Here is a 20,950-nt window from a genome sequence, read left to right as displayed (position 1 = left end):
ATCGGGCGGTTCGGTCCGGGGTTCAACTCCGGCACGGGGCCGTGCTGCCCCGGATGCACAACTCGTGCGGGGCGTCCTCGTACGCCGCCGGTGGCGCGCCCTCGACCACCGCGAGCAGCCGGGTGGCCGCGTGCCGGCCGTAGCCGCTGGCGTCCCGGGTCAGCGCGGTCAGCGGTGGGTGGGTGAGCCGGCACAGCGTCGAGTCGTCCCAGGACACCACGGACAGCTGGCCCGGCACGTCGATTCCCATCTCGGCGGCGACGCCCAGCCCGGCGACCGCCATCACGTCGCTGTCGTACACGATCGCGGTGGGTCGGTCCCGGTCGGACCGGGCCAGCAGGAGCCGGGTGGCCCGCGCGCTGTCCTCGCCGGTGTAGTCGCCCTGGGTGAGCACCTCGCCGAGCCCGAGCCGGTCGGCGGCCGCGCGGAACGCGGCGGTGCGCTGCGCGGTGTGCCGGAAGGCCGGGACGCCGCACACCCGGGCGATCCGGCGGTGCCCCAGCGCGGCGAGGTAGTCCATCACCTGCGCCATGGCCGCCGTCTCGTCGCTCCAGACGCAGGTCACCCCGGTGTCCTCCCGGCTGTCGCCGACCACCACGAACGGCAGTCCCAGCTCGCGCAGGGCCGGGATCCGGGGATCGGTGTCGAACAGGTCGATGACGATGACGCCGTCCACCCGACGCCCGGCCCACCACCGCCGGTAGGCGGCCACCTCGGCCTGGTGATCGGGTACGACCTGCAGCAGCAGGCCCACCGAGCGCCCGGCGAGCAATCCTTCGATGCCGCTGACGAAGCCCATGAAGAACGGCTCCAGGCCGAGGGTCCGGGCCGGCCGGGCCACCGCGAGCCCGACCGTGTCGACGCGCGCCCCGGACAGCGTCCGGGCCGCGGTGTTGGCCGACCAGCCGAGTTCCGCGGCGATGGCCCGGACCCGTTCCCGGGTCGCGGCCGACACCCCGGGCCGGCCGTTGAGGGCGTACGAGACCGCGCCCTTGGACACCCCGGCCCGGCGGGCGATGTCCGCGATGGTGGGCCGTCCGGTCATGTCGTCGCTCCGGAGGTGAGGTCGTGGATGACGCGGCACAGGGCGGAGAAGAGCCTGATTAACCGGTAAAGTTATGCCTCCGACCCCGTGCCGTCAAGGACAGATTTCGATGGATTCGTACTCCGTCGGGGAGGCCAGTGCCTGGTCCGCGCACGGTGAAACGGTTCAGCTTGCGTCCCGTCCGACGGCCGGGACGGCGTCCGGACCGGACGGGGTGTCACCGGCCGGATGACCCCTGCGGGCGGCCGGTGAGGCCGTACGGTGGGTACCGGACCCCACCCCGGCGTGCCGGCACGCGGCCGACCGGCGGCGAACGGAGGAAGGCGCGACGATGACCGCATCGCCGAACGACCACTCGCTGACCAGCGCGCTCGGGCACGCCGCGGCCACCGCCGGCTACGCGCCGTCGGTGCACAACACCCAGCCCTGGCGGTGGCGGGTGCTGCCGGAACGGCTGGAGCTGTACGCGGTCCGCGACCGGCAGCTCGGCGTGTCCGACCCGGACGGCCGCCTGATGATCCTCAGTTGTGGCACGGCGCTGCACCACGCCCGGATCGCGCTGCGGGCCGAGGGCTGGACCACCCGGGTCGACCGGCTGCCCGACCCGGCCACGCCGGACCTGCTGGCCCGGATCACCGGCACCGGCCACGCCGCCCCGTCCCCCGCCGCCATGCGGGTGGTGCAGTCCGTTCGGGTCCGACACACCGACCGCCGTCCGGTGGCCGAGGAGGAGGTACCCGAGGAGTCGGTGGCGGAGATCGTCCGCGCCGCCGGCGACGAGGGTGCCCAGTTGCAGATCCTCAGCCGCGACCAGGTGGTGGAGCTGGCCGCCGCCGCGTCGAAGGCGGCCGCGGCCTCGGTCGACGAGCCGCAACTGCGGGAGGAGTTGCGCTACTGGACCGAACGGGCCGGACCGGCCGGCACCGGCCTACCGCCGGAGGTGCTGCCGGAGCGGGCCCCCGAGAGCACCGTGCCGGCCCGCGACTTCGGCCGGCCCGGCTCGCTCCCGGTCGGACCGGGCCACGACCGGACGGCCCGGTACGGGCTGCTGTTCGGCAACGAGGACGAGCCGGCCGGCTGGCTGCGGGCCGGCGAGGCGCTCTCCGCGGCCTGGCTCGTCGCCACCGGTCTGGGCGTCTCCATGGTGCCGCTGAGCGGCGTCATCGAGACGGTGGGCACCCGGGAGACGCTGCGCCGGATGCTGTCCGGGCTCGGGTACCCGTACCTGGCGCTGCGGCTGGGGATCCCGGACCCGACGCAGGCCGGTCCGGGGCACACCCCGCGGTTGCCGGTCGAGCAGGTGGTGGACACCTCCGCGGTACGCCCGGAGGCGAGCTGACCGGACCGGTCGACTCCCGGTATGCCGGAGCGGGGACGGCGCTGCAGAATGGACGCCATGTACCTCATTCGCGAACGGCTCTTCGACATCGGCGACGACTACGACATCACCGACGACTCCGGCCGCACGGTGTTCCACGTCGACGGCAAGCTGCTGAGCCCGCGGGACCGACTGGTCATCGAGGACCCGGCCGGCAACGAGGTCGCCTCGGTGCACCGCCAACTGATCGCCCTGCGCCGGACGTACACCATCAAGGTCGGCGGCGAGAAGGCGGCCGAGGTGCGCAAGAAGCTGCTCACCCCGTTCCGGGACAAGTACACGATCGACGTACCCGGCCCACACGACCTGGAGATCCGTGGTGACCTGCTGGACCACGAGTTCACCGTCGAGCGGGACGGCCGGGAGGTCGCCTCGGTCTCCAAGCGCTGGCTGACCATCCGGGACACCTACGCGGTGAAGATCGTGCCGGACGAGGACCACCTGCTGATCCTGGCCGCCGTCCTCGCGGTGGACCTCGCCATGTCCCGGGCGGAGAAGGAACGGGAGGACAAGGCCGCCAAGGAGCGCGACTGACCGCCCGACCGAAGCACCGGACCGGCGCTTCGCCACAGACGAACGGGAGAAGACCCTCTTGACCACCAGACGTACCGTCCTGGCGGCCGGCGCGGCCGGCGCCGTGGCCGCCGCCGCCGGACCGGCTATCGGGTCGACGCCCGCCCTGGCGGCGGACACCGCCGGGCCCGGCGTCCCGCGGACCTGGGCCAACCGGCTCCGGCCGCTCGGCGGCGGCATCCGCACCACCCGTACGCGCGTTCCCGTCAGCCACCTCGCGATCAGTTGGTACGGTCCGGGCCGGCCCGGGTTCCGTACCCGGACCGGGGCGGGTTGGACCGAGTGGCGCCCGGTGCCGGCCCGCTGCGACGGCGCGGACCGCCCCGCGCAGGGCCGACGGTCGGCGCTGCTCACCGTGCCCGGCACGGTCGGCTACGAGATCGAGTGCTCCGGCGGCGCGTCCGCGCTGGCGGTCACCGAGCTGAACACCGTCGGCACGGCCGGGGCCGGCCGGTCGGCGACGTCGCCGCGGGTCGGAGCGAGCGCCCCGGTCGGGTCCGTCCGGGGCGGTTGGGGCCCGGCGATCGAGCCGGTGTTGCGCATCGACAACCACTTCGCCAAGGTGCGTTACCTGTCGCGGGCGGCCTGGGGTGCCGACGAGTCGTTGCGGTTCGGTCCGGGCGGCGTCGACCTGTTCCCCGCGGAGTACTACCCACTGCAGACGCTGACCGTGCACCACACCGCCGGCGCCAACAACGACCCGGACCCGGCCGCCACGGTCCGGGCGATCTACTACTACGACGCGGTCACCCAGGGCTGGGGTGACCTGGGCTACCACTTCCTGATCGACGAGGCCGGCACGGTCTACGAGGGCCGCTGGTCCGGCACCGACGGGACACCGGCGTTCGGTCCGCGCGGCGCCGACGGACGGCTGCTGATGTGCAACGGCGCGCACGTCAGCGGCTTCAACGCCGGCAACATCGGCGTGGTGCTGCTGGGCGACTTCACCAGCCAGTTGCCGACCGCGGCCGCCCGGCAGTCGCTGGTCAACCTGCTGGCCGCGCTGGCCGGGGCCGGCCGGCTCGATCCGACCGGCGTCACCGACTACGTCAACCCGGTCAGCGGGGCGGCCCGCCGGGTCAACACCATCTCCGGGCATCGGGACTGGATGGCCACCGAATGCCCGGGCAACACCTTCTATCCCCAGTTGCCGCCGCTGCGGCAGGACGTGCAGCGCCGCTGGGCGGGGTGACCGCCGATCGGCTGAGCCGCCGCGCGGTCCCCGTCGCCCGTCCGACGGGGACCGCGCGGCCGTCCGGGCCCGGGCAGCCTGCCGTCCAGGGTGGGGGTCGCCGCCCGGTCCGGGTTTCGGCCGGGGCACGGCCGGAAAGAATGACCACTATGGGCGGAATCAGGGTGGGCACGTCGTCCTGGGCGGACCGGACGCTGATCGACTCCGGCTGGTATCCCCGGTCGGCCAACACGCCGGCCGGCCGGCTCGCCCACTACGCCCAGCGGTTCGACCTGGTCGAGGTGGACACCAGCTACTACGCGCTGCCCGCGGTGGAGACCGCCGCCGCGTGGGCCGACCGCACCCCACCCGGTTTCACCTTCGACGTCAAGGCGTTCAGCCTGTTCACCGGCCATCCGACACCGACCGCCGCGCTGCCGGCCGACCTGCGACCGGCCGGCGCGCCGGACCGGGTGCGGTGGCGCGACCTGTCCCCCGACACGTACGACGAGTTGTGGAGCCGGTTCCGGGCGGTGCTCGAACCGCTGGCCGCGGCCGACCGGCTCGGCGTGGTGCTGTTGCAGTTGCCTCCGTGGCTGCGGTACGGCGAGCCGGCCCGGCAACGGCTGGTCGACCTCGCCGAACGGTGTCGGCCCTACCGGGTGGCCGTCGAGTTTCGCAACGGCTCCTGGTTCGCCGGGGACAACGGCTTCGACACCCTGGACCTGCTGCACCGGCACGACCTGTCGTACGTCTGTGTGGACATGCCGCAGGGTCACCCGTCCTCGGTCCCGCCGCTGCTGGTCGCGCCGGCCGACCCGGCGGTGGTCCGGTTCCACGGGCACAGCCCGGACTGGGCCGGCGGTGACAAGCAGGCCAAGTTCCGGTACGCCTACTCCGACGACGAGCTGCGCCACTGGGCCGACCAACTCGTCGAACTCGCCGGCCAGAGCACCGAGGTGCACGTGCTGTTCAACAACTGCTGTGCCGGCCAGGCGCAGCGGGACGCGGCCCGGCTCGCCGAGCTGCTCGACGTACCGGTTCCGGCCGCCGTACCGGGTCCGCGCGAGCCGGGCGACCGGCGCGGGTCCGGCGCACCGGCCCGGCCGGGCGGCCCCCGGTAGCCCGCCGCCTGTCCGGCAGCGGCCGGTCACGACGGCCGGCCGGGCGCTGGCGGCCGGTCAGGACGGGCCGGCGCGTCTCGCCACCACCGCCACCGTGGTGTAGGGCATCGTGAAGGCACCACCCAGCGCGTCGATCGCGGTGCCGACCGCCGCGAGCACCTCCCGCAGCGCGTCCGGCGGGACCCGGGTGAGCGGGCCGGTCGTGGGGAGTTGGTCCAGCCACTCGTCCCGGGTGTAGGTCCGCTCCCAGTCGTACCGCCACTGCTGCGGCTCGTCGAAGCCACCCGCCGTGCGGATCTGGTCGACGGTCCTCGCGAACAAGACCTGATAGGCATCCAGGGCCGATCCGGTCGACGGGAAGGTGAACGGCGAGTCCGGCACCACCCGGCGGTAGGCCGCGAGGAACGCCTCGGTCACCTCGACCGGCGACTCGAACACGTGCCAGAACGGCGCCAGCAGGCCGCCCGGCCGGAGCACCTGGGCCGCCTGGGCCGCGCCGGCCACGGGGTCCACCCAGTGCCAGGCGGTCCCGGCCACGACCGCGTCGAACCGCCGCCCCGCCGGTTCCCAGTCCTCGACCGTGGTCACCTCGACCTCGAAGCCGTCCCGCCGGGCGAAGTCGGCCATCCGGGCGTCGGGCTCGACGCCCAGCACCGTGCAGCCCGCCGCCCGGAACTGCCGGGCCGCCGTGCCGGTGCCGCAGCCGACGTCCAGGACGTCGGTACCCGGACTGGCGGCGACAATCCGGGCCACCAGCTCGTCGGGGTAATGGGGCCGGGTCCGGTCGTAGCGCTCGGGGTCCACCCCGAACGACTCGGCGACCTGCCGGTGCCGGTGCGGTTCGGGCTCACCGGCGGGGCGGCGGCCAGACGGTGAAGTGGGCATGCGCCCACTATGATGGGCAAGCGCCCACTCGTCAACCCGGTACGGTGAAACCCGAGGAGAGGGGGACGGGTGCCGACCGGAGTGGCCATTCGCGACGTACGGCGGCAGCTGTTCGACGCCGCCGAGCGGGTCCTGCTGCGGGACGGCCCGAGCGCGCTGACCAGCCGGGCGGTCACCGCCGAGGCGGACTGCGCCAAGGGCGTCCTGCACCGGCACTTCGCCGACTTCGATGCCTTCCTGGCCGAGTTCGTGCTCGACCGCGTCGACCGGATGGACGCCCAGGCCGCCGCCCTGCGCGACGCCGCCGGGACCGGCACCGTGATCGACAACCTCAGCCACGCGTTGGCGGCCCTGTTCGAGTCGGTCGCGGTGGCGATCGTCGCCCTGATCACCTTCCGGGACGAGCTGCGCGCCCGACTGCGGGAGGCATGGCCGGCCGGCGTGCCGGTGCTGACCGAGGCCGCCATCATGATCGCCGCCTACCTCGACGCCGAACGGGACCGGGGCCGGATCGCCGCCGACGCCGCGGTGGACGGGCTCGCCGCCATGCTGATCGGGACCACCCACCTGCTGTACGCCGACCGGACCGGAACACGGCCCACGCCGGACGCCGTCCGCGAGGTCGTGACCACGGTCCTCGCCGGCGTCGTCCGGGAGCCGCACCCCTGAGCCGAGTCCACCGGGGCCCGCGACCCAATCCTTTCCCCACGGCCGACACCGACGCCGGTCGGCCGGGCGAGCCGGACGGCCGGCCGGGCCCGGCACACGATCGCTTCCCCGCGGTCGACGCCGACGCCGCTCACCCGGTCGGCGGGGCGGGCCGGACCGCCGGGCCGGTCGGACGTCAGAGTGGCTCGGCCGGCAGGGCCGCGTAGCCGGCACGCAGCCCGGCCACCAGGTCACGGTCGACGGTGAGATCGGTGTCGTCGATCCGGGCCACCGGTCGCAGGCCGACGGCGGCGTTGCTGACGAACGCGCCGTACCCGGCGACGATCCGGTCGACCGGGACCTGCGCCCGCCGGGTCGGCAGGCCGATCCGGCGGGCCACCCGGTCGAGCAGCCGCATCGTGACCCCGGGCAGGCAGTCCGCGTCCGGCCAGCGCAGCTCGCCGTCGACCAGGAAGCCGATGTTCCACGTCGGACCCTCGCTGACCCGGCCGTCCGGCTCGACGAACAGGGCGTCGTCGAAGCCGGCGAGCTGGGCCGACCGGCGCTGGTGCAGCGCGCCGAACAGCCCGGTGTGCTTGACCGACGGCAGTTCCCGCCGGTGGCGTACGGTGCGCAGCCGGACCGGTGGCGGCGCGTCCGGGCCGGCCGGCCGCGCGGTGACCAGCACCCGGGGCCGGGCCGGGCCGCCGGGACGGCCGAGCGGCAGGTCCGGATCGAAGACGGTGATCCGCAGGACGGTCGGGTCCGGCGCCCGGCCGGCCACCCGGCGGGCCAGGTCCCGCACCCGCCCCGGGTCCAGCGGCGCCCCGAACACCGTCCGGCAGTCCCGGACCAGCCGGTCCAGGTGCAGGTCCAGCCCGCGGACCCGACCGCCGTCCAGTCGTACGGTGGTGAAGTGGCCGTAGCCCGTCAGGGCCAGCGTCGCGAGTTCGTCGACCCCGACCGGTACGCCGTCCAGCTCCGCCATAACCTCATCGTGGCACCCGGGGTAGGCCGGTCCGGGGCGAACCCGGCCGGCGTCAGGCGCTGGCGCCGGTGTAGGAGCGCAGGTCGCGGCGCCAGGCCAGGCTGGCCGCCCCGACCGCGGCCACCGCCACGGCCGGCGCCACCGGCACCAGGTACGGGTCGAGCCGGCCGAGGTCCGCCCGCGACCGGGTTACCGGGGGTGAATCGGCATCGGCGATCGGCGAAGATGGGCGGATGGTGGCGGGTGTACGACCGAGTCTTCAGGGCGCCGGTGAGGAGTCCGGTCCGCTCTGGGACGCCTACTTCGCAGCGGTCGGAGCGCTCACCCTCGCGGTGGTGGCGGTCGCCGATTTCCCCGCCGGGCGGCGCTGGCTGGCCGCGACCGTGCTGGCCGCGATCGCCGTGGCGTACCTGGTCGAGGGGCGTGGACTCGTCGGCCGGGGGGTACCGGGCTGGCGGGCCGGCGGCTTCCTGCTCGGGGTGCTCGCGCTGCTGACGGTGGCGGTGCTCGCCGTGACGCCCAGCTCGTTCCTGCTCTTCGCGATCTGCCCGCTCGCCTTCCGGCTGCTGCCGATGTGGCCCGCCGCCGCGGTCACCACCGTCGCCAACATCCTGCCGGCGGCCGTCATGATCGGCCGGGAGGGCCTCACCGACCACGTCCGCACGCACTTCGTCCCGATGGCTCTCGGCGGCGCCCTGCTGTCGCTGGGCCTGGGCCTGTGGATCCGTTCGGTGGTGGGGCGCAGCCGGGAACGGGCGCACCTGATCGAGCAGCTGGAGGCCAGTCGGGACGAGGTGGCCCGGCTCTCCCGGGACGCCGGCGTGGCCGCCGAGCGGGCCCGGCTGGCCGGGGAGATCCACGACACCCTCGCCCAGGGCTTCACCAGCATCGTCACCACCCTGCAGGCCGCCGACGCCGAACTGCGCCCGGACCAGGACGGGGTCCGCGACCGGATCGGTCTCGCGGTCCGGACCGCCCGGGAGAACCTGGCCGAGTCGCGGGCGCTGGTGGCGGCGCTGGCACCGCCGGCGCTGCGCGCCGGGTCGCTCGGTTCGGCCGTCGGCGACCTGGTCCGCCGGCTCGGCGCCGACACCGCGATCCCGGCCGCGTACGACCTGGTGGGCACGCCGCGCCGGCTGCCGACCAACGTGGAGGTGGTGCTGGTCCGGGCGGCGCAGGAGGCGCTCACGAACGTGCGGCGGCACGCGTCCGCCGCCGCGGTGTCGGTCACCCTGGAATACCGGCCCGACACGGTGCGGTTGGTGGTGTCCGACGACGGCCGCGGCTTCGATCCGGCGTCCGGGGCCGGCGGTTTCGGGCTGCGCGGCATCCGCACCCGGGCGGACCAGGTGGGCGGGACGGTGACGGTCAGCAGCCGGACCGGCTCCGGAACCACCGTGACGGTGCGGGTGCCGGCGTGACGACCGGCCATGATAGACGGATCCGGGTGCTGCTCGTCGACGACCATCCGGTGGTCCGGGCGGGCCTGCGCGGCATGCTGGAGGCGGAGCCCGACCTGAGCGTGGTCGGCGAGGCGTCCTCCGGCGACGAGGCGGTCCGGCTCGTCGCCGAGCTGACCCCGGACATCGTCCTGATGGACCTGCGCATGCCCGGCATGGACGGCGTCGCCGCCACGTCGGCCATCGCGTCCGGCCCGGCGCCGTCCCGGGTGGTGGTGCTGACCACGTACGAGTCGGACGCCGACATCCTCCGCGCGGTCGCCGCCGGGGCGACCGGCTACCTGCTGAAGGACGCGTCCCGCGCGGAGCTGGCCGGTGCGGTCCGGGCCGCCGCCCGCGGTGAGACGGTGCTCGCCCCGACCGTGGCGACCAAGCTGGTCCGGCAGGTCCGCTCCCCCGCGCCGCCACGCCTGTCGACGCGCGAGGTCGAGGTGCTCCGGCTGGTCGGCCGGGGCCTGACGAACGCGGAGATCGGCCGGGCGCTGTTCATCTCCGAGGCCACCGTGAAGACCCACCTGTACCGCGTCTTCAGCAAGCTCGACGTGGCCGACCGCACGGCCGCCGTGACCACCGCGATGGCTCAGGGCCTGCTCCCCTGACCGACCCGCCGCCGGGTACGGGTCCGACCGGTCGGCCCGTCGTCCCGGCCCCTCCAGAACCGGCTGGATCGACAGCGTCCGGCCCTCCGGGTTGTAGGGCGAGGTGCGGTGCCTCCACGGGTCGGGGTCGGCGTGGATCAGGATCACGTACGTCATCCGGTCGGTCTTCTTCGTGCTTCGCGCCGGGACGGCGCCGCCACCCGCGGCGTCGGGGCCGGCCGGACGTTCTCGACATCCCCGCCGCTGACGATTTCGCCGCCGACGCCCGCCGGGTCACCGCCGCCGGTGGCGAGCCCGCTCGTGACGTCGTCGGCGCCGGCCAGGGTGCCGAGGTGCCGGCGCACGGCGGCGGTGATTCGGCGGTGGTCGCCGGTGGCGAGCAGGTCCAGCAGGGCGCCGCGCAGCACCGCCAGGGTCAGCGTGCGGTCGGCCCGGCCGGCCGCCGACCGGCGTACGGCGGGCGGCTGGGCGGCGGCCAGGACGTCCAGCCAGTCGTCGACGGTGGCGCGGGCGAACCCGGCCCACGGGCCGTCCGGGTCCACCAGCGACCGGGCGTACGCCTCCGCCCAGAGCACCAACAGCGGGCGGTGCTCGTCGTCGGCCAACCATCGCCAGACCCGGTCGGCGGCGGTCCCGAGTCCGGCCGGCGCGCCGCCGAGTTCGTCGCGCAGCGCGGCGAGCATGGCCAACTCCTCCTGCCGGCCCCGCTCCAGCAGCGCCCGGACCAGGCCGTCCTTGCTGCCGAACAGGAACAGCAGCACGCGCGGGCTGGAGCCGACGGCGGTGGCGAGCGGGCGCAGCGACAGGTCGCCCAGGCCGTGGGTCAGGACGTACCGGTAGGCGAGGTCGAGCAGCTCCCGCCGGCGCGGCGAGGGGGCTGGTCCGGTGGCGGTCATGAGGATATTGTCTCCACTGACACAGTCGTTTCAGTATGCCGGTCCGACCCTACCGGCACGACTGCCCCGACGGGAGGAACGATGACCACCCGCACCACCGCCACCCGCAACACCGCCATCCGGACCCTCGGCCGGCCCGGTGACCTCGGCTGGGTCGTCCAGGCACACGGCGAGGTGTATGCCGCCGAGTACGGCTGGGACACCACCTTCGAGGCGCTGGTCGCCCGGATCGTCGCCGACTACACGGACGACCGCGACCCGGCCCGCGAGGCGGCCTGGATCGCCGAGCTCGACGGCGTCCGGGCCGGCTGCGTCTTCGTCGTCGTCGATCCGGACGACAAGGAGACCGCCAGGCTGCGCATCCTGCTCGTCACGCCGGAGGCCCGCGGGCACGGGCTCGGCGGGCGGCTGGTCGACACCTGCCTCGACTTCGCCCGCGCCGCCGGTTACGCGCGGATGCGACTGTGGACCAACCATCCGCTGGTCGCGGCCCGTCGGATCTACCTCGACCGCGGGTTCACCCTGACCGCCGAGGAACCGCATCACAGCTTCGGCGTCGACCTGGTCGGCCAGACCTACGAACTCACGCTCTGACAAGGAAGGGCCGACCCCGGCGGTCCGGTCAACAGATCTGCGAGACCTTCCTCCGCGGCGCCGAGGGGCTCATCCGGACCCACGCCGCACGCCAGCCGTCCTGAGCCGCCTTGAGTCCGCGTCGGGCGCGCCGAACCATGGGCCCGACCCACCGGTACGGGCACCCGCGCCCGCCGGACGACTCCGACTCCGGTTCCGGCGCCGGCGCAGCAGCAGCACGCCCGCGAGCACGGCGAGGCTGGCCAGGGACAGGCCGACCGGGCGGAGGGTACGCGCCCACGGCCAGCCGGGACCGGTGAGCGTGAGGTCGCCGGCCGGGTACTCCAGCAGCTTCGCCCGCCACGCGGCCGACGGGACGTCGACGGTGGCCGCCATGTCCCGCAGCGGGCCGTCGAAGGCGAAGCCGGGCGTGGCGTGCGGGTACGTGGGGGCCAGTCCCTGGGTGGTCGGCGCGTCCGCCCGCTCGGCGGCCGCCCGGCCGGGCACCAGCAGCCGGGCCAGCGGGGGTGCCGTCGCCAGGGTGGCCCGGGGCACGAAGGTCAGGCCGTGCCGGGTCCGGATCGTCGCCGCCCCGGCCGACAGCGCGAGCGGGCGGGCGGCGTAGGTCGCCTCGGTGTAGGTGCCGAACACCGAGGCGAGTTCGGTCTCGCCGACCCCGTCGGTCAGCAGCACGCCCACGGTCGGCGCGTCCCACCGGTACGACACGTTCAGCGCGGCGATCGCGTCGCCGAGGCCGAACCGCCGCACCGAAATGGTCGACGGGACGTCGGGCGAGTAGTGCCGCCAGCCCACCGCCCGCGCGGCCGACCGGGCCGCGGCCGTACCGGCGAACCGCTCCACCACGCGCAGGGTGCCGTCGATGCCGGAGACCACGCCGGCGGTGCTGATCACTGGACCGTCGTCGACGTACCGGACGCCGCGCCGCCACCGCACGTCCGGGAACCGGTCTTCCAGCACGTCCAGCCGGTACCAGTGCGAGGTGGCCGCGTGCCCGTCGAGGACGCCGGCGGACGCGAGCACCTCGCCCCCGTAGCAGACGCTCACCATCAGCGCGCCGCCGGCGGCCTGCCGCCGGAGGAAGTCGAGCACCGCCGGTTCGTCGGTGCGCGGCAGGGCGGGCACGATCACCACGTCGGCGGCCCGGCCGCCGAGCCGGTCCGGCAGCGCGCCGAAGGTGACGTCGGGCACCAGGTCGAGCCCGCCCGTCAACGGTACGGGCGCCGCGGTGAGGACGTTGAACCGCCCCGTGTCGGCCAACACCTCGTACGGCGGTAACGCGTCGGCGACGTTCGCGCCGTCGGTCCCGACCACGACCACGGCGGTCGGCAGCGCCGGGTCGAACGGACGCGCCGCCGGACCGGGTGCGGCGCCGCGCGAGGACGGCACCGCCGGGTAGACGCTGCGCAGGTTGCCGGCGGCGACCACGGCGCCGACCAGTACCGGTGGCCCGAGCGCCGCGAGCAGCACCACGGCGGCCCGGACCACCGGCCGGGGCAGCGGGTGGACCGGATGGGTGTACTCCGCCCGGCGGCGCAGCATCGCCGCCACCATGGCGGCGACCATCCCGACGTGCCCGCCGACCGTGACCACGCCCGGCCCGACCAGCCCGAACCAGTACGGCACCAGCAGCACCAGGAACGGCAGGTACATCGCGGCGGACATCTCCCCGATGCCGGCCCACCCGTGCCGCCGCAGCCGCATCCACAGCGCCATGCCGACCACCATGTCGGTGGCCATGGTGAGCGCGTGGACATCGGTGCGCCGGCTCAGCTGCGGCAACACGACACTCCAGAGTGGACTCAGCGCCAGCATGCCGGCCGTCATCGCGAGCGACATCTCGGCCAGGTGCCGCAGGAACCGGATCGTGTCTCTCATCGCGGCCTCTCCCAGGACGGTCGTCGGCGGCCGGGTGCTCCGCGGGCGCCTGCGTCGATCCTGGTCGAGCCGGGGCGCGGGACGGGACGGTGGAACGACCGAACGCCGGTGTCAGTCGATCGACCGACATCCGGCCGACCCGGCGAAACTGCGGCCCGGCAAAACGGCCGCCCGACGAAACGCCGACCCGGCGAAACTGCGGCCCGACGAAACGGCGGCCCGGCCCGCGGCTCAGCCCTCGGCGAGGACGGCAGCGGCGGAGTCGCCCATCACCTGGCGCAGCCCGTCGCCGGCCCGTTCCATGGCCGCGACCATCCGCGCCACCTCCTGCGGTGGGAGCGAACCGGTGGTGGCCTCGGCGAGATCGGTCCAGATCTGTTCGATCTCGCCGATCAGCGCGCGGCCGTGCGCCGTGAGGACGATCAGCACCTGCCGCCGGTCGGCCGGCACCGGCTCACGGCGGAACAGTCCGGCCTTGTCCATCCGGGACAGGCTGCGGGTCACGGTGGGTTGTTCCACCCCGAGCCGGGCCGCCAACGCGGAGACGGTCATCCCGTCCCGCTCCTGGGCCAGCACCCAGAGCAGGACGTCCTGCCCCGGGTGCAGGCCCAGTTCGGCCAGCCGGTGCGCCTTCGCGGCCCGGTACAGCTTGGCCAGCTTGTTCAGCGCGCGGTTGATCCGGGTGACGTCGGCGGGTTCCACGCCTCATCCTAACCGGTATATAGTCGGCTACCAGATAGCCGGCTAACCTTTGGAGAGAGCATGGATCTTCGTCTTCGCGACCGGGTCGTCCTGGTCACCGGCGCCTCCGGCGACATCGGCGCCACCATCGCCACCACCTTCGCCCGCGAGGGCGCCCGGGTGGCGGTCGGCTGGCACAGCCGTCCCGAGCGGGCCGAACGGGTCCTCGGAGAGATCACCGGACTCGGCGCCAAGGGCTGCACGGTGCGCCTCGACCAGGGCGACCCGGGCTCGATCGAGCGCGCAGTCGGCACCGTCCGGGACGTCCTCGGCCCGGTCGACGTCCTGGTGGCGAACGCGGTCGTCTGGCCGTACGTCCAGGACTGGGACGCGGTCGTGCGCGGCCTCACCGCCAACGTCGCCGGCACCCTGGCCCTGGCCGACCGGGTCGCCGCCGACATGCGGACCACCGGCTGGGGCCGCATCGTCCTCGTCTCGTCGGACGTCGTCGACCAGCCGATCCCGTTCGCCGCCGGCTATCCCGCGGCCAAGGCCGCACTCGAGGCGGCCGCCCGGGTGCTCGCCGTGCGGGAGGCCCCGCACGGCGTCCTCACCACCGTCGTCCGGCCCGGGTTCACGCTGACCGAGCGGGCGTTGACCGCCCCCGGACTCGGCCAGGAGGCGGTCGACGCCGAGGCGGCGAAGACCCCGACCGGACGCATCTGCACCCCGCAGGACGTGGCGAACGCCGTCGTGTACCTGGGTTCGGACGCCAACGGACACATCAACGGGGAGGTGGTCTCGGTCTCCGGCGGGCGGCACCTCACCCGCTGAGCGACCGACCCGACCGGCCGGCGGCCCGGGTCGCCCCGCCGCGCAGGTCCTCCTCGATCCGCCCGGCGGCGGCGAGCAGCGGCGGCAGCAGTTCCTTGCGGATCACCTCGGACGAGCCGCGGCTGGCGTGCGCGGAGACGTTCACCGCGGCGACCACGGTGCCGTCCGCCCCGTGGATCGGCGCGGCCAGCGAGCGCAGGCCCTCCTCCAACTCCTGGTCGACGATCGCGTACCCCTGGCCGGCGATCCTGCGCAGGACCGCGCGCAGCTTCGCCGGCTCGGTGACGGTACGCCGGGTCAGCGGCCGCAGCACCGTGCTGGCCAGGTAGTCGTCCAGCCAGTCGGAGGGCTGGGCGGCGAGCAGCACCCGGCCCATCGAGGTGGCGTACGCGGGAAACCTGGTGCCGACGCTGATCCCCACCGTCATGATCCGTTTGGTCGGCACCCGGGCCACGTACACCACGTCCCCGCCGTCCAGCACGGAGACCGAGCTGGACTCGCGCACCTGGGCGACCAGCTCCTCGAGGTGCGGCTGCGCCACCTCGGGCAGGGTCAGACCGGACAGGTAGGCGTAGCCGAGGTCGAGGATCCGCGGCCGCAGCGCGAACAACCGCCCGTCGGTGCGCACGTAGCCCAGCTCGACCAGGGTGAGCAGGAACCGGCGGGCGGCGGCCCGGGTCAGCCCGGTCGCCCGGGCCACCTCACTCAGGGTGAGCTGCGGATGGTCGGCGTCGAAGGCCCGGATGACCGCGAGTCCACGTTCCAGCGACTGGACGAACTCCGGCGTCCGCGCCGCCTCCTGGGTCATCCCGTCTCCTGCCGCAGAATCTCCCGCGCGACCGCGAACGCCCGGTTGGCCGCCGGCACGCCAGCGTAGACGGCGACCTGGAGCAGCACCTCACCGACCTGCGCCGGGGTCAGTCCGTTGCGCAGCGCGGCCCGCACGTGCATGCCCAACTCCTCGTGATGGCCCAACGCGGCCAGCACGGCCAGGGTGACGCAGCTACGGGTCGGCCGGTCCAGGCCGGGCCGGGTCCAGATCTCACCCCAGGCGTACCGGGTGATGAGGTCCTGGAAGTCGGCGGTGAGGTCGTCGGTGTCGGCGACCGCCCGGTCCACGTGCGCGTCGCCGAGCACCTGCCGGCGTACCGTCATCCCGGCCTCGTGCCGGTCCCGCTCGTCCATCCCGCCCTCACTCCCGGTCGACGTGTTCCCGCACCAGCTCGGCCACCGCTTCCGGCTGCTCCACGTTGGCCAGGTGAGCCGCCTGGTCGACCACCACGAGCCGGGCGCCGGGGATCCCGGCGGTGATCCGCTCGGCGTGGTCCACCGGGATGGCCGGATCGTCGGCCCCGGCGACAACCAGCGTGGGCGCGGCGATCAGGGCCAGGTCGGCACGCAGGTCCAGCGCGGCGATCGCCTCGCAACAGCCGGCGTACCCGGCGGCCGGCGTCGCGGTCAGCATGTCCCGGTAGTGGCCGACCAGCTCCGGCCGGGCCGCGGCGAACCCGGGGGTGAACCAGCGGGCCAGCACCGCGTCGGCGACCGCGCCCGTGCCGCCCGCCCGGACCGTCGCCGCCCGGTCGCGCCACACCGTCGCCGGTCCCAGCAGCGCCGAGGTGCACAGCAACGCCAGCCGGTCGATCCGGTCCGGCGCGTGCGCGGCCAACCACATGCCGACCATGCCGCCGAGGGACAGTCCCGCGTAGTGCGCGCGCCGCACGCCGAGATCGTCGAGCAGCGCCAGCACCTCCCGACCGAGCCGTTCCACCGTGTACGGACCGGGCGGCACGGCCGACCGGCCGTGACCCAGGTGGTCGTACCGGATCACCCGGTGGCCCGCGGTGAGCGCGGCGAGCTGCGGTTGCCACATCTCGCCGGTGGTGCCGAGCGAGCTGCCGAGCAGCACGGCCGGCGCGCCGGCCGGCCCGTCGACCCGGGCGTGCAACCGGGACGTCACGGCCGCTCCCCGGCGGACCGGTACGCGGCCAGCGCCGCGTCGACGAAGCGGCCGGCCGAACCGAGCCAGCCGGCCGGGTCGAGCGCCTGGTCGAGATCCGCGTCGGACAGCTGTGCCCGGATCGTAGGGTCGGCGCGCAGGGCGTCCCGGAAGGACGGCTGCCGGGCGGCCCGGGCCACGGTCTCGTGCGCCGCGGTCCGGCCCAGGGTCGGGGCCAGCCGGGCGGCGACCGCCTCGGCGAGCACCAGTCCCCGGCCGGTGTCCAGGTTGGCCCGCATCCGGTCCGGTCGGACAGCCAGGCCGGACAGCATCCGGGCGGTTCGGGCGGCGGCGCCACCGGCCAGGTGCAGCAGGTCGAGCAGCGGTTCCCACTCGGCGTGCCAGGAACCGGCCGCCCGCTCGTGTTCCTGGACGGCGGCGGTGAACAGGGTGCCGACCAGCCCCGGTGCCCGCCGGGCGGCGGCGGTGACGAGGACCGAGTCGACCGGGTTGCGCTTGTGCGGCATGGCCGACGAGCCGCCCCGGCCCGGGCCGCCCTCGGCGACCTCGCCGACCTCGGTCCGGGCCAGCAGTCCGACGTCGACGGCGACCTTGCCGGCGCCGGCGAGCACTCCGCCGAGCGTGCCGGCCAGGTCGAGCACGGGTTGCCGGCGGGTGTGCCAGGGCAGCGCGGGCGTGGCCAGGTCGAGCCGCCGGGCGTACCGGTCGAGCACCGCGGGGCCGGCCGGGCCCAGCGCGGCGAGGGTGCCGACCGCGCCGCCGAGTTGGGCGGGCAGCGCCGCCCGCAGTCCGCGCAGCCGGGTGCCGGCGTCGACCAGCCCGGCCAGCCAGCCGGCGGCCGTGAGCCCGAAGGTGGTGGGTGCCGCCTGCTGGCCCAGCGTGCGACCGACCAGGAGGGTGTCCCGGTGCGCGGCGGCCAGCCCGGCCGCCGCGTCGGCCGCCGCGCCGAGGTGTCCGGCCAGCGGCCCGGTGGCCCGGACCGCGACCAGCATCAGGGCCGTGTCGAGGATGTCCTGGCTGGTGGCGCCGAGGTGCACCCAGGGCCGGGCGGACTCGGGCACCGCCTCGGTGAGCGCGCGGACCAGCGGGACGACGGGGTTGCCGCTCTCCTCGGCGGCGGCGCCGAGCGCGGCCGGGTCGTACCGGTCGGGATGGCACCGCTCGGCGATCGCCTCGGCCGCCGCCCGGGGCGCCAGGCCGCAGTCGGCGGCGGCACCGGCGAGCGCCGCCTCCGCGTCGAGCATCGCCCGCAGCAGCGCCCGATCGGTGAGTTCGGCGTCCACCGCCGCGTCGCCGGACAGGCCGGCGAGCAGCCGGTCAGACCGCGAAGAAGACGGTCTCATGGTCCCCCTGCAGGTGGATGTCGAAGAGCAGTCCGTCCGGGCCCGCCGTCGCGACCAGGGTGTGCCGGCGGTCCGGTTCGACGGTACGCAGCACCGGGTCGGCCGCGTTGGCCGCCGCCTCGTCCGGGAAATAGAGCCGGGTGACCACCCGGTGCAGCATGCCCCGGGCGAAGACCGACAGGTTCACGTGCGGCGCCTCGGTGCCGCCGTCCGGGTCGGGCAGCGGACCCGGCTTGACGGTCAGCAGCGCGTACCGGCCGGTCGCGTCGGTGGCGCTGCGACCGAAGCCGCGGAAGCCGGGCACCGCCGGTGGTCGGGCGCCGCGCGGATCGTCCGGGTGGTCGAAGCGGCCGTCCGGGTCGGCCTGCCAGCTCTCCACCAGGCCGTCGACCACCGGCGCGCCGACGCCGTCGAGAACCCGCCCGTGGACCCAGAACGCGCCGTCGGTGCCCTCCGGTACGACGTACGGCCCGTCCGGCCAGGGCAGGGCGAGGTGCAGGAACGGGCCGACGGTCTGCGCCGGGGTGACCCCGAGCCGGTCAGTCGTCATCGTCGGCACCGTCCTCGAACGGGGTGGCCTCCCGGCCGCGCAGCACGATGTCGAACCGGTAGCCCAGCGCCCACTCGGGTCGGGTGGCGGTGTGGTCGTACCGGGCCACCATGCGCTCCCGGGCCCGCGGGTCACGGACCGAGTTGAAGATCGGGTCCTGGGAGAAGAGCGGGTCGCCGGGGAAGTACATCTGGGTGACCAGCCGCTGGGTGAAGGCCCGGCCGAAGAGCGAGAAGTGGATGTGCGCGGGTCGCCAGGCGTTGTCGTGGTTGCGCCACGGGTAGGCGCCGGGCGCCACGGTGACGAACTCGTAGCGGCCGGCCCCGTCGGTGAGCACCCGCCCCACCCCGTCGAAGTTCGGGTCGAGCGGCGCCGGCCAGGTGTCCCCCGCGTGCCGGTACCGGCCGGCGGCGTTGGCCTGCCAGATCTCCACCAGCGTCGCCGGCACCGGCCGGCCGTCCCCGTCGAGCACCCGACCGTGTACGACGATCCGCTGGCCGAGCGGTTCGGCGTCGTGCTGTCGGGTCAGATCGTGGTCCAGCGGCCCGAGCCGACCCTCGCCCAGCAGCGGACCGGTGACCTCGGTGAGCCGGTGCGGCAGGTGCACCGGTGGCAGCCGCGGCGCGCGCAGCACCGTCGACCGGTACTCCGGACTGAGCAGCGGCGGGTGCGCGTCGACGTCGTCCCGCCGGTAGCGGGGCAGCAGCAGACGGTCGCTCATCGTTCCCTCTCCTCTCCCGCGGGGCGGACCGGATCGCCGCCGGTCTCGGTCGCCCGCAGGGCGCGCAGCACGGTCAGCTCGTGCCCGGTGGGCTCGTCCACCGTGGTCGGTTCCGCGGCGACGGCCAGCGGCCACCCGGTGGCCGCCCGGACCCGCTCGACGGTCACCCCGGGGTGCAGCCGGGTCAGGGTCAGCTCGCGGGTGTGCGGGTCGGGCTCCAGCACGCCGAGGTCGGTGATCACCACGCGGGGACCGCCGCCGCGCAGCCCGAACCGTTTCCGGTCGCCGGGGTCCCGGCCGTAACCGACGGAGGTGACGAAGTCGACCCGGTCGACGAAGGTCCGCGGGGTCTGCCGGACGATCACCACCACCTCGCCGCAGGAGGCCGCGATCTCCGGGGCGCCGCCCGCGCCGGGCAGCCGGACCACCGGATCGGCGTAGTCGCCGCCGATCACGGTGGTGTTGATGTTGCCGTACCGGTCGATCTGGGCGGCGCCGAGGAAACCGACGTCGATCCGGCCCGGCTGGAGCCAGTAGTTGAACACCTCGGGTACGGAGACCACCGCGTCGGCCGTGTCGGCGAGGATCCCGTCGCCGATGGACAGCGGCAGCCGGTCGGGCTTCGCGCCGAGGCAACCGGACTCGTAGATGAGCACCAGGTTCGGCGCGTGGGTGACCCGGGCCAGGTTCGCGGCCGTGCTGGGCAGGCCGATGCCGACGAAGCACGCGGTGCCGTCGCGCAGCTGGCGGGCCGCGGCGACGGTCATCATCTCGTCGGCGGTCCACTCACCGCCGGTCATGCCCGGGCTCCCGCGTCCCGCACGTGCCGGTCCAACCAGGTCAGGAAGGTGTCCCGGTCCCGGCTGACGGCGTCCCAGGCCCGGTAGAAGTCGTTGTCGCGGTGCGAGAAGCCCTGCGCGTACGACGGGTGCGCGCCCCCGGGCACCACCGCCACCGCGGTCACCGCCCAGCCGGGCAGCACCACCTGGCCGGGCACCGGCGGCAGTTCGTCGACCACCTCCTCCACGGTCACCAGCGACCGGTGCGCGGCCAGCACCGCCTCCTTCTGCACGCCGGTGATGCCCCACATCTGCACGTTGCCGGCCCGGTCGGCGCGCTGGGCGTGCACGACGGTGACGTCCGGGCGCAACGCGGGCAGGGCGGTGAGTTCCTCGCCGGTGAATGGGCAGGTGATGGTCCGGATGTCCGGCGAGTGCCGGGCCAGGTCCGTGCCGGTGTAGCCGCGCAGCACCGCGAACGGCAGGCCGGAGGCGCCGGCGACGTACCGGTTGGCCATCCCGGCGTGGCTGTGCTCCGCCAGCTCCAGCGGTCGCGGCCAGCCGTTCTGCACGGCGTCCCGGAACCGGTGCAGCGAGCCGACGCCCGGGTTGCCGCCCCAGGAGAAGACCAGCCGACGGGCGCAGCCGGCGCCGATGAGCTGGTCGTAGACGAGGTCGGGGGTCATCCGGACCAGGGTCAGGTCGCGCCGGCCCTGGCGGATGATCTCGTGGCCGGCGGCGAACGGGATCAGGTGGGTGAAGCCCTCCAGGGCCACCGTGTCCCCGTCGTGGACGAGTTCCGCCACGCCGTCGGCCAGCGCCACGAGCTTCGCCATCGGCCTCCCC

The 20,950-nt window shown here is 75.0% G+C and carries 23 protein-coding genes; 9 read left to right on the top strand and 14 right to left on the bottom strand.

What is annotated here, in order from left to right; translation table 11 throughout:
- Positions 1-22: 22 nt before the first annotated feature.
- Positions 23-1,045 (bottom strand): LacI family DNA-binding transcriptional regulator, encoded by a 1,023-nt coding sequence (locus ACFOX0_RS08000; protein ID WP_377543199.1) that lies wholly within the window; start codon positions 1,043-1,045, stop codon positions 23-25.
- A 331-nt stretch (positions 1,046-1,376) separates the two neighbouring features.
- On the opposite strand from ACFOX0_RS08000, the gene ACFOX0_RS07995 reads away from it, so the two are divergent.
- The 4 genes from ACFOX0_RS07995 to ACFOX0_RS07980 all read left to right on the top strand — a co-directional run bounded on the left by ACFOX0_RS07995 (position 1,377) and on the right by ACFOX0_RS07980 (position 5,291).
- On the top strand, positions 1,377-2,384 hold the full coding sequence (locus tag ACFOX0_RS07995; RefSeq protein WP_377543197.1) for an Acg family FMN-binding oxidoreductase: 1,008 nt from the start codon (positions 1,377-1,379) through the stop codon (positions 2,382-2,384).
- A gap of 57 nt (positions 2,385-2,441) precedes the next feature.
- Entirely contained in the window at positions 2,442-2,957 is a 516-nt protein-coding gene (locus tag ACFOX0_RS07990; RefSeq protein ID WP_377543196.1) for an LURP-one-related/scramblase family protein, read from the top strand.
- Positions 2,958-3,015: 58 nt separating this feature from the next.
- Positions 3,016-4,188 carry a peptidoglycan recognition protein family protein gene (locus ACFOX0_RS07985; RefSeq protein ID WP_377543195.1) on the top strand — a complete coding sequence of 391 codons (1,173 nt, stop codon included), beginning with the start codon at positions 3,016-3,018 and terminating at the stop codon, positions 4,186-4,188.
- Positions 4,189-4,337: 149 nt separating this feature from the next.
- Positions 4,338-5,291, top strand: a complete 954-nt coding sequence (locus tag ACFOX0_RS07980; protein ID WP_377543194.1) for a DUF72 domain-containing protein — start codon at positions 4,338-4,340, stop codon at positions 5,289-5,291.
- 57 nt (positions 5,292-5,348) lie between these two features.
- On the opposite strand, the gene ACFOX0_RS07975 is transcribed toward ACFOX0_RS07980, so the two are convergent.
- Positions 5,349-6,176 (bottom strand): class I SAM-dependent methyltransferase, encoded by an 828-nt coding sequence (locus tag ACFOX0_RS07975; RefSeq protein WP_377543193.1) that lies wholly within the window; start codon positions 6,174-6,176, stop codon positions 5,349-5,351.
- Positions 6,177-6,245: 69 nt separating this feature from the next.
- On the opposite strand from ACFOX0_RS07975, the gene ACFOX0_RS07970 reads away from it, so the two are divergent.
- Positions 6,246-6,845, top strand: coding sequence for a TetR/AcrR family transcriptional regulator (locus ACFOX0_RS07970; RefSeq protein WP_377543192.1), 600 nt, complete (start codon positions 6,246-6,248; stop codon positions 6,843-6,845).
- 175 nt (positions 6,846-7,020) lie between these two features.
- Here ACFOX0_RS07970 and ACFOX0_RS07965 read toward each other — a convergent pair whose 3' ends face one another.
- On the bottom strand, positions 7,021-7,812 hold the full coding sequence (locus tag ACFOX0_RS07965; protein WP_377543190.1) for an aminotransferase class IV family protein: 792 nt from the start codon (positions 7,810-7,812) through the stop codon (positions 7,021-7,023).
- 233 nt (positions 7,813-8,045) lie between these two features.
- Here ACFOX0_RS07965 and ACFOX0_RS07960 point away from each other — a divergent pair, with 233 nt between their 5' ends.
- Positions 8,046-9,233, top strand: a complete 1,188-nt coding sequence (locus ACFOX0_RS07960; protein ID WP_377543188.1) for a sensor histidine kinase — start codon at positions 8,046-8,048, stop codon at positions 9,231-9,233.
- Between the two features lie 74 nt (positions 9,234-9,307).
- Positions 9,308-9,871, top strand: coding sequence for a response regulator (locus tag ACFOX0_RS07955; RefSeq protein WP_377543546.1), 564 nt, complete (start codon positions 9,308-9,310; stop codon positions 9,869-9,871).
- 152 nt (positions 9,872-10,023) lie between these two features.
- On the opposite strand, the gene ACFOX0_RS07950 is transcribed toward ACFOX0_RS07955, so the two are convergent.
- Positions 10,024-10,767, bottom strand: a complete 744-nt coding sequence (locus ACFOX0_RS07950; RefSeq protein WP_377543187.1) for a TetR/AcrR family transcriptional regulator — start codon at positions 10,765-10,767, stop codon at positions 10,024-10,026.
- 81 nt (positions 10,768-10,848) lie between these two features.
- On the opposite strand from ACFOX0_RS07950, the gene ACFOX0_RS07945 reads away from it, so the two are divergent.
- Positions 10,849-11,361 (top strand): GNAT family N-acetyltransferase, encoded by a 513-nt coding sequence (locus tag ACFOX0_RS07945; RefSeq protein WP_377543186.1) that lies wholly within the window; start codon positions 10,849-10,851, stop codon positions 11,359-11,361.
- Between the two features lie 69 nt (positions 11,362-11,430).
- On the opposite strand, the gene ACFOX0_RS07940 is transcribed toward ACFOX0_RS07945, so the two are convergent.
- The gene (locus ACFOX0_RS07940; RefSeq protein ID WP_377543185.1) at positions 11,431-13,236 is read right to left on the bottom strand and encodes a DJ-1/PfpI family protein; all 1,806 of its coding nucleotides are present in this window, start codon (positions 13,234-13,236) and stop codon (positions 11,431-11,433) included.
- 231 nt (positions 13,237-13,467) lie between these two features.
- A complete protein-coding gene (locus ACFOX0_RS07935) occupies positions 13,468-13,938 on the bottom strand; it encodes a MarR family winged helix-turn-helix transcriptional regulator (RefSeq protein ID WP_377543184.1) in 471 nt (156 codons plus the stop codon).
- A gap of 60 nt (positions 13,939-13,998) precedes the next feature.
- On the opposite strand from ACFOX0_RS07935, the gene ACFOX0_RS07930 reads away from it, so the two are divergent.
- A complete protein-coding gene (locus tag ACFOX0_RS07930) occupies positions 13,999-14,751 on the top strand; it encodes an SDR family NAD(P)-dependent oxidoreductase (protein WP_377543183.1) in 753 nt (250 codons plus the stop codon).
- Here the strand turns inward: ACFOX0_RS07930 and ACFOX0_RS07925 are convergent.
- The 8 genes from ACFOX0_RS07925 to ACFOX0_RS07890 are packed head-to-tail and all read right to left on the bottom strand — an operon-like array spanning position 14,741 to position 20,940.
- Positions 14,741-15,559, bottom strand: coding sequence for an IclR family transcriptional regulator (locus tag ACFOX0_RS07925; RefSeq protein ID WP_377543182.1), 819 nt, complete (start codon positions 15,557-15,559; stop codon positions 14,741-14,743). The two genes, ACFOX0_RS07930 and ACFOX0_RS07925, sit on opposite strands and share 11 nt — an antisense overlap.
- A complete protein-coding gene (pcaC, locus tag ACFOX0_RS07920) occupies positions 15,556-15,936 on the bottom strand; it encodes a 4-carboxymuconolactone decarboxylase (protein WP_377543181.1) in 381 nt (126 codons plus the stop codon). The genes ACFOX0_RS07925 and pcaC overlap by 4 nt, the downstream gene beginning before the upstream one ends.
- Before the next feature lie 7 nt (positions 15,937-15,943).
- On the bottom strand, positions 15,944-16,711 hold the full coding sequence (pcaD, locus tag ACFOX0_RS07915) for a 3-oxoadipate enol-lactonase (RefSeq protein WP_377543180.1): 768 nt from the start codon (positions 16,709-16,711) through the stop codon (positions 15,944-15,946).
- Entirely contained in the window at positions 16,708-18,054 is a 1,347-nt protein-coding gene (pcaB, locus tag ACFOX0_RS07910) for a 3-carboxy-cis,cis-muconate cycloisomerase (RefSeq protein ID WP_377543178.1), read from the bottom strand. Before pcaB ends, pcaD begins: the two co-directional genes overlap by 4 nt.
- Positions 18,029-18,604: a protocatechuate 3,4-dioxygenase subunit alpha gene (gene pcaG, locus ACFOX0_RS07905; RefSeq protein ID WP_377543177.1), complete on the bottom strand. Its 576-nt coding sequence runs from the start codon at positions 18,602-18,604 to the stop codon at positions 18,029-18,031. The genes pcaB and pcaG overlap by 26 nt, the downstream gene beginning before the upstream one ends.
- Entirely contained in the window at positions 18,594-19,325 is a 732-nt protein-coding gene (pcaH, locus tag ACFOX0_RS07900) for a protocatechuate 3,4-dioxygenase subunit beta (RefSeq protein WP_377543175.1), read from the bottom strand. The genes pcaG and pcaH overlap by 11 nt, the downstream gene beginning before the upstream one ends.
- Positions 19,322-20,125, bottom strand: coding sequence for a CoA-transferase subunit beta (locus ACFOX0_RS07895; protein WP_377543174.1), 804 nt, complete (start codon positions 20,123-20,125; stop codon positions 19,322-19,324). Before ACFOX0_RS07895 ends, pcaH begins: the two co-directional genes overlap by 4 nt.
- Positions 20,122-20,940, bottom strand: coding sequence for a CoA transferase subunit A (locus ACFOX0_RS07890; protein WP_377543173.1), 819 nt, complete (start codon positions 20,938-20,940; stop codon positions 20,122-20,124). The genes ACFOX0_RS07895 and ACFOX0_RS07890 overlap by 4 nt, the downstream gene beginning before the upstream one ends.
- Between the last annotated feature and the right edge of the window lie 10 nt (positions 20,941-20,950).

The organism is Micromonospora zhanjiangensis, assembly GCF_042650605.1.
In the GTDB taxonomy this organism is placed as follows: Bacteria; Actinomycetota; Actinomycetes; order Mycobacteriales; family Micromonosporaceae; genus Micromonospora_J; species Micromonospora_J zhanjiangensis.
Note: the sequence above shows the minus strand (reverse complement) of the source record. Positions and strands in the feature narration are given on the sequence as shown.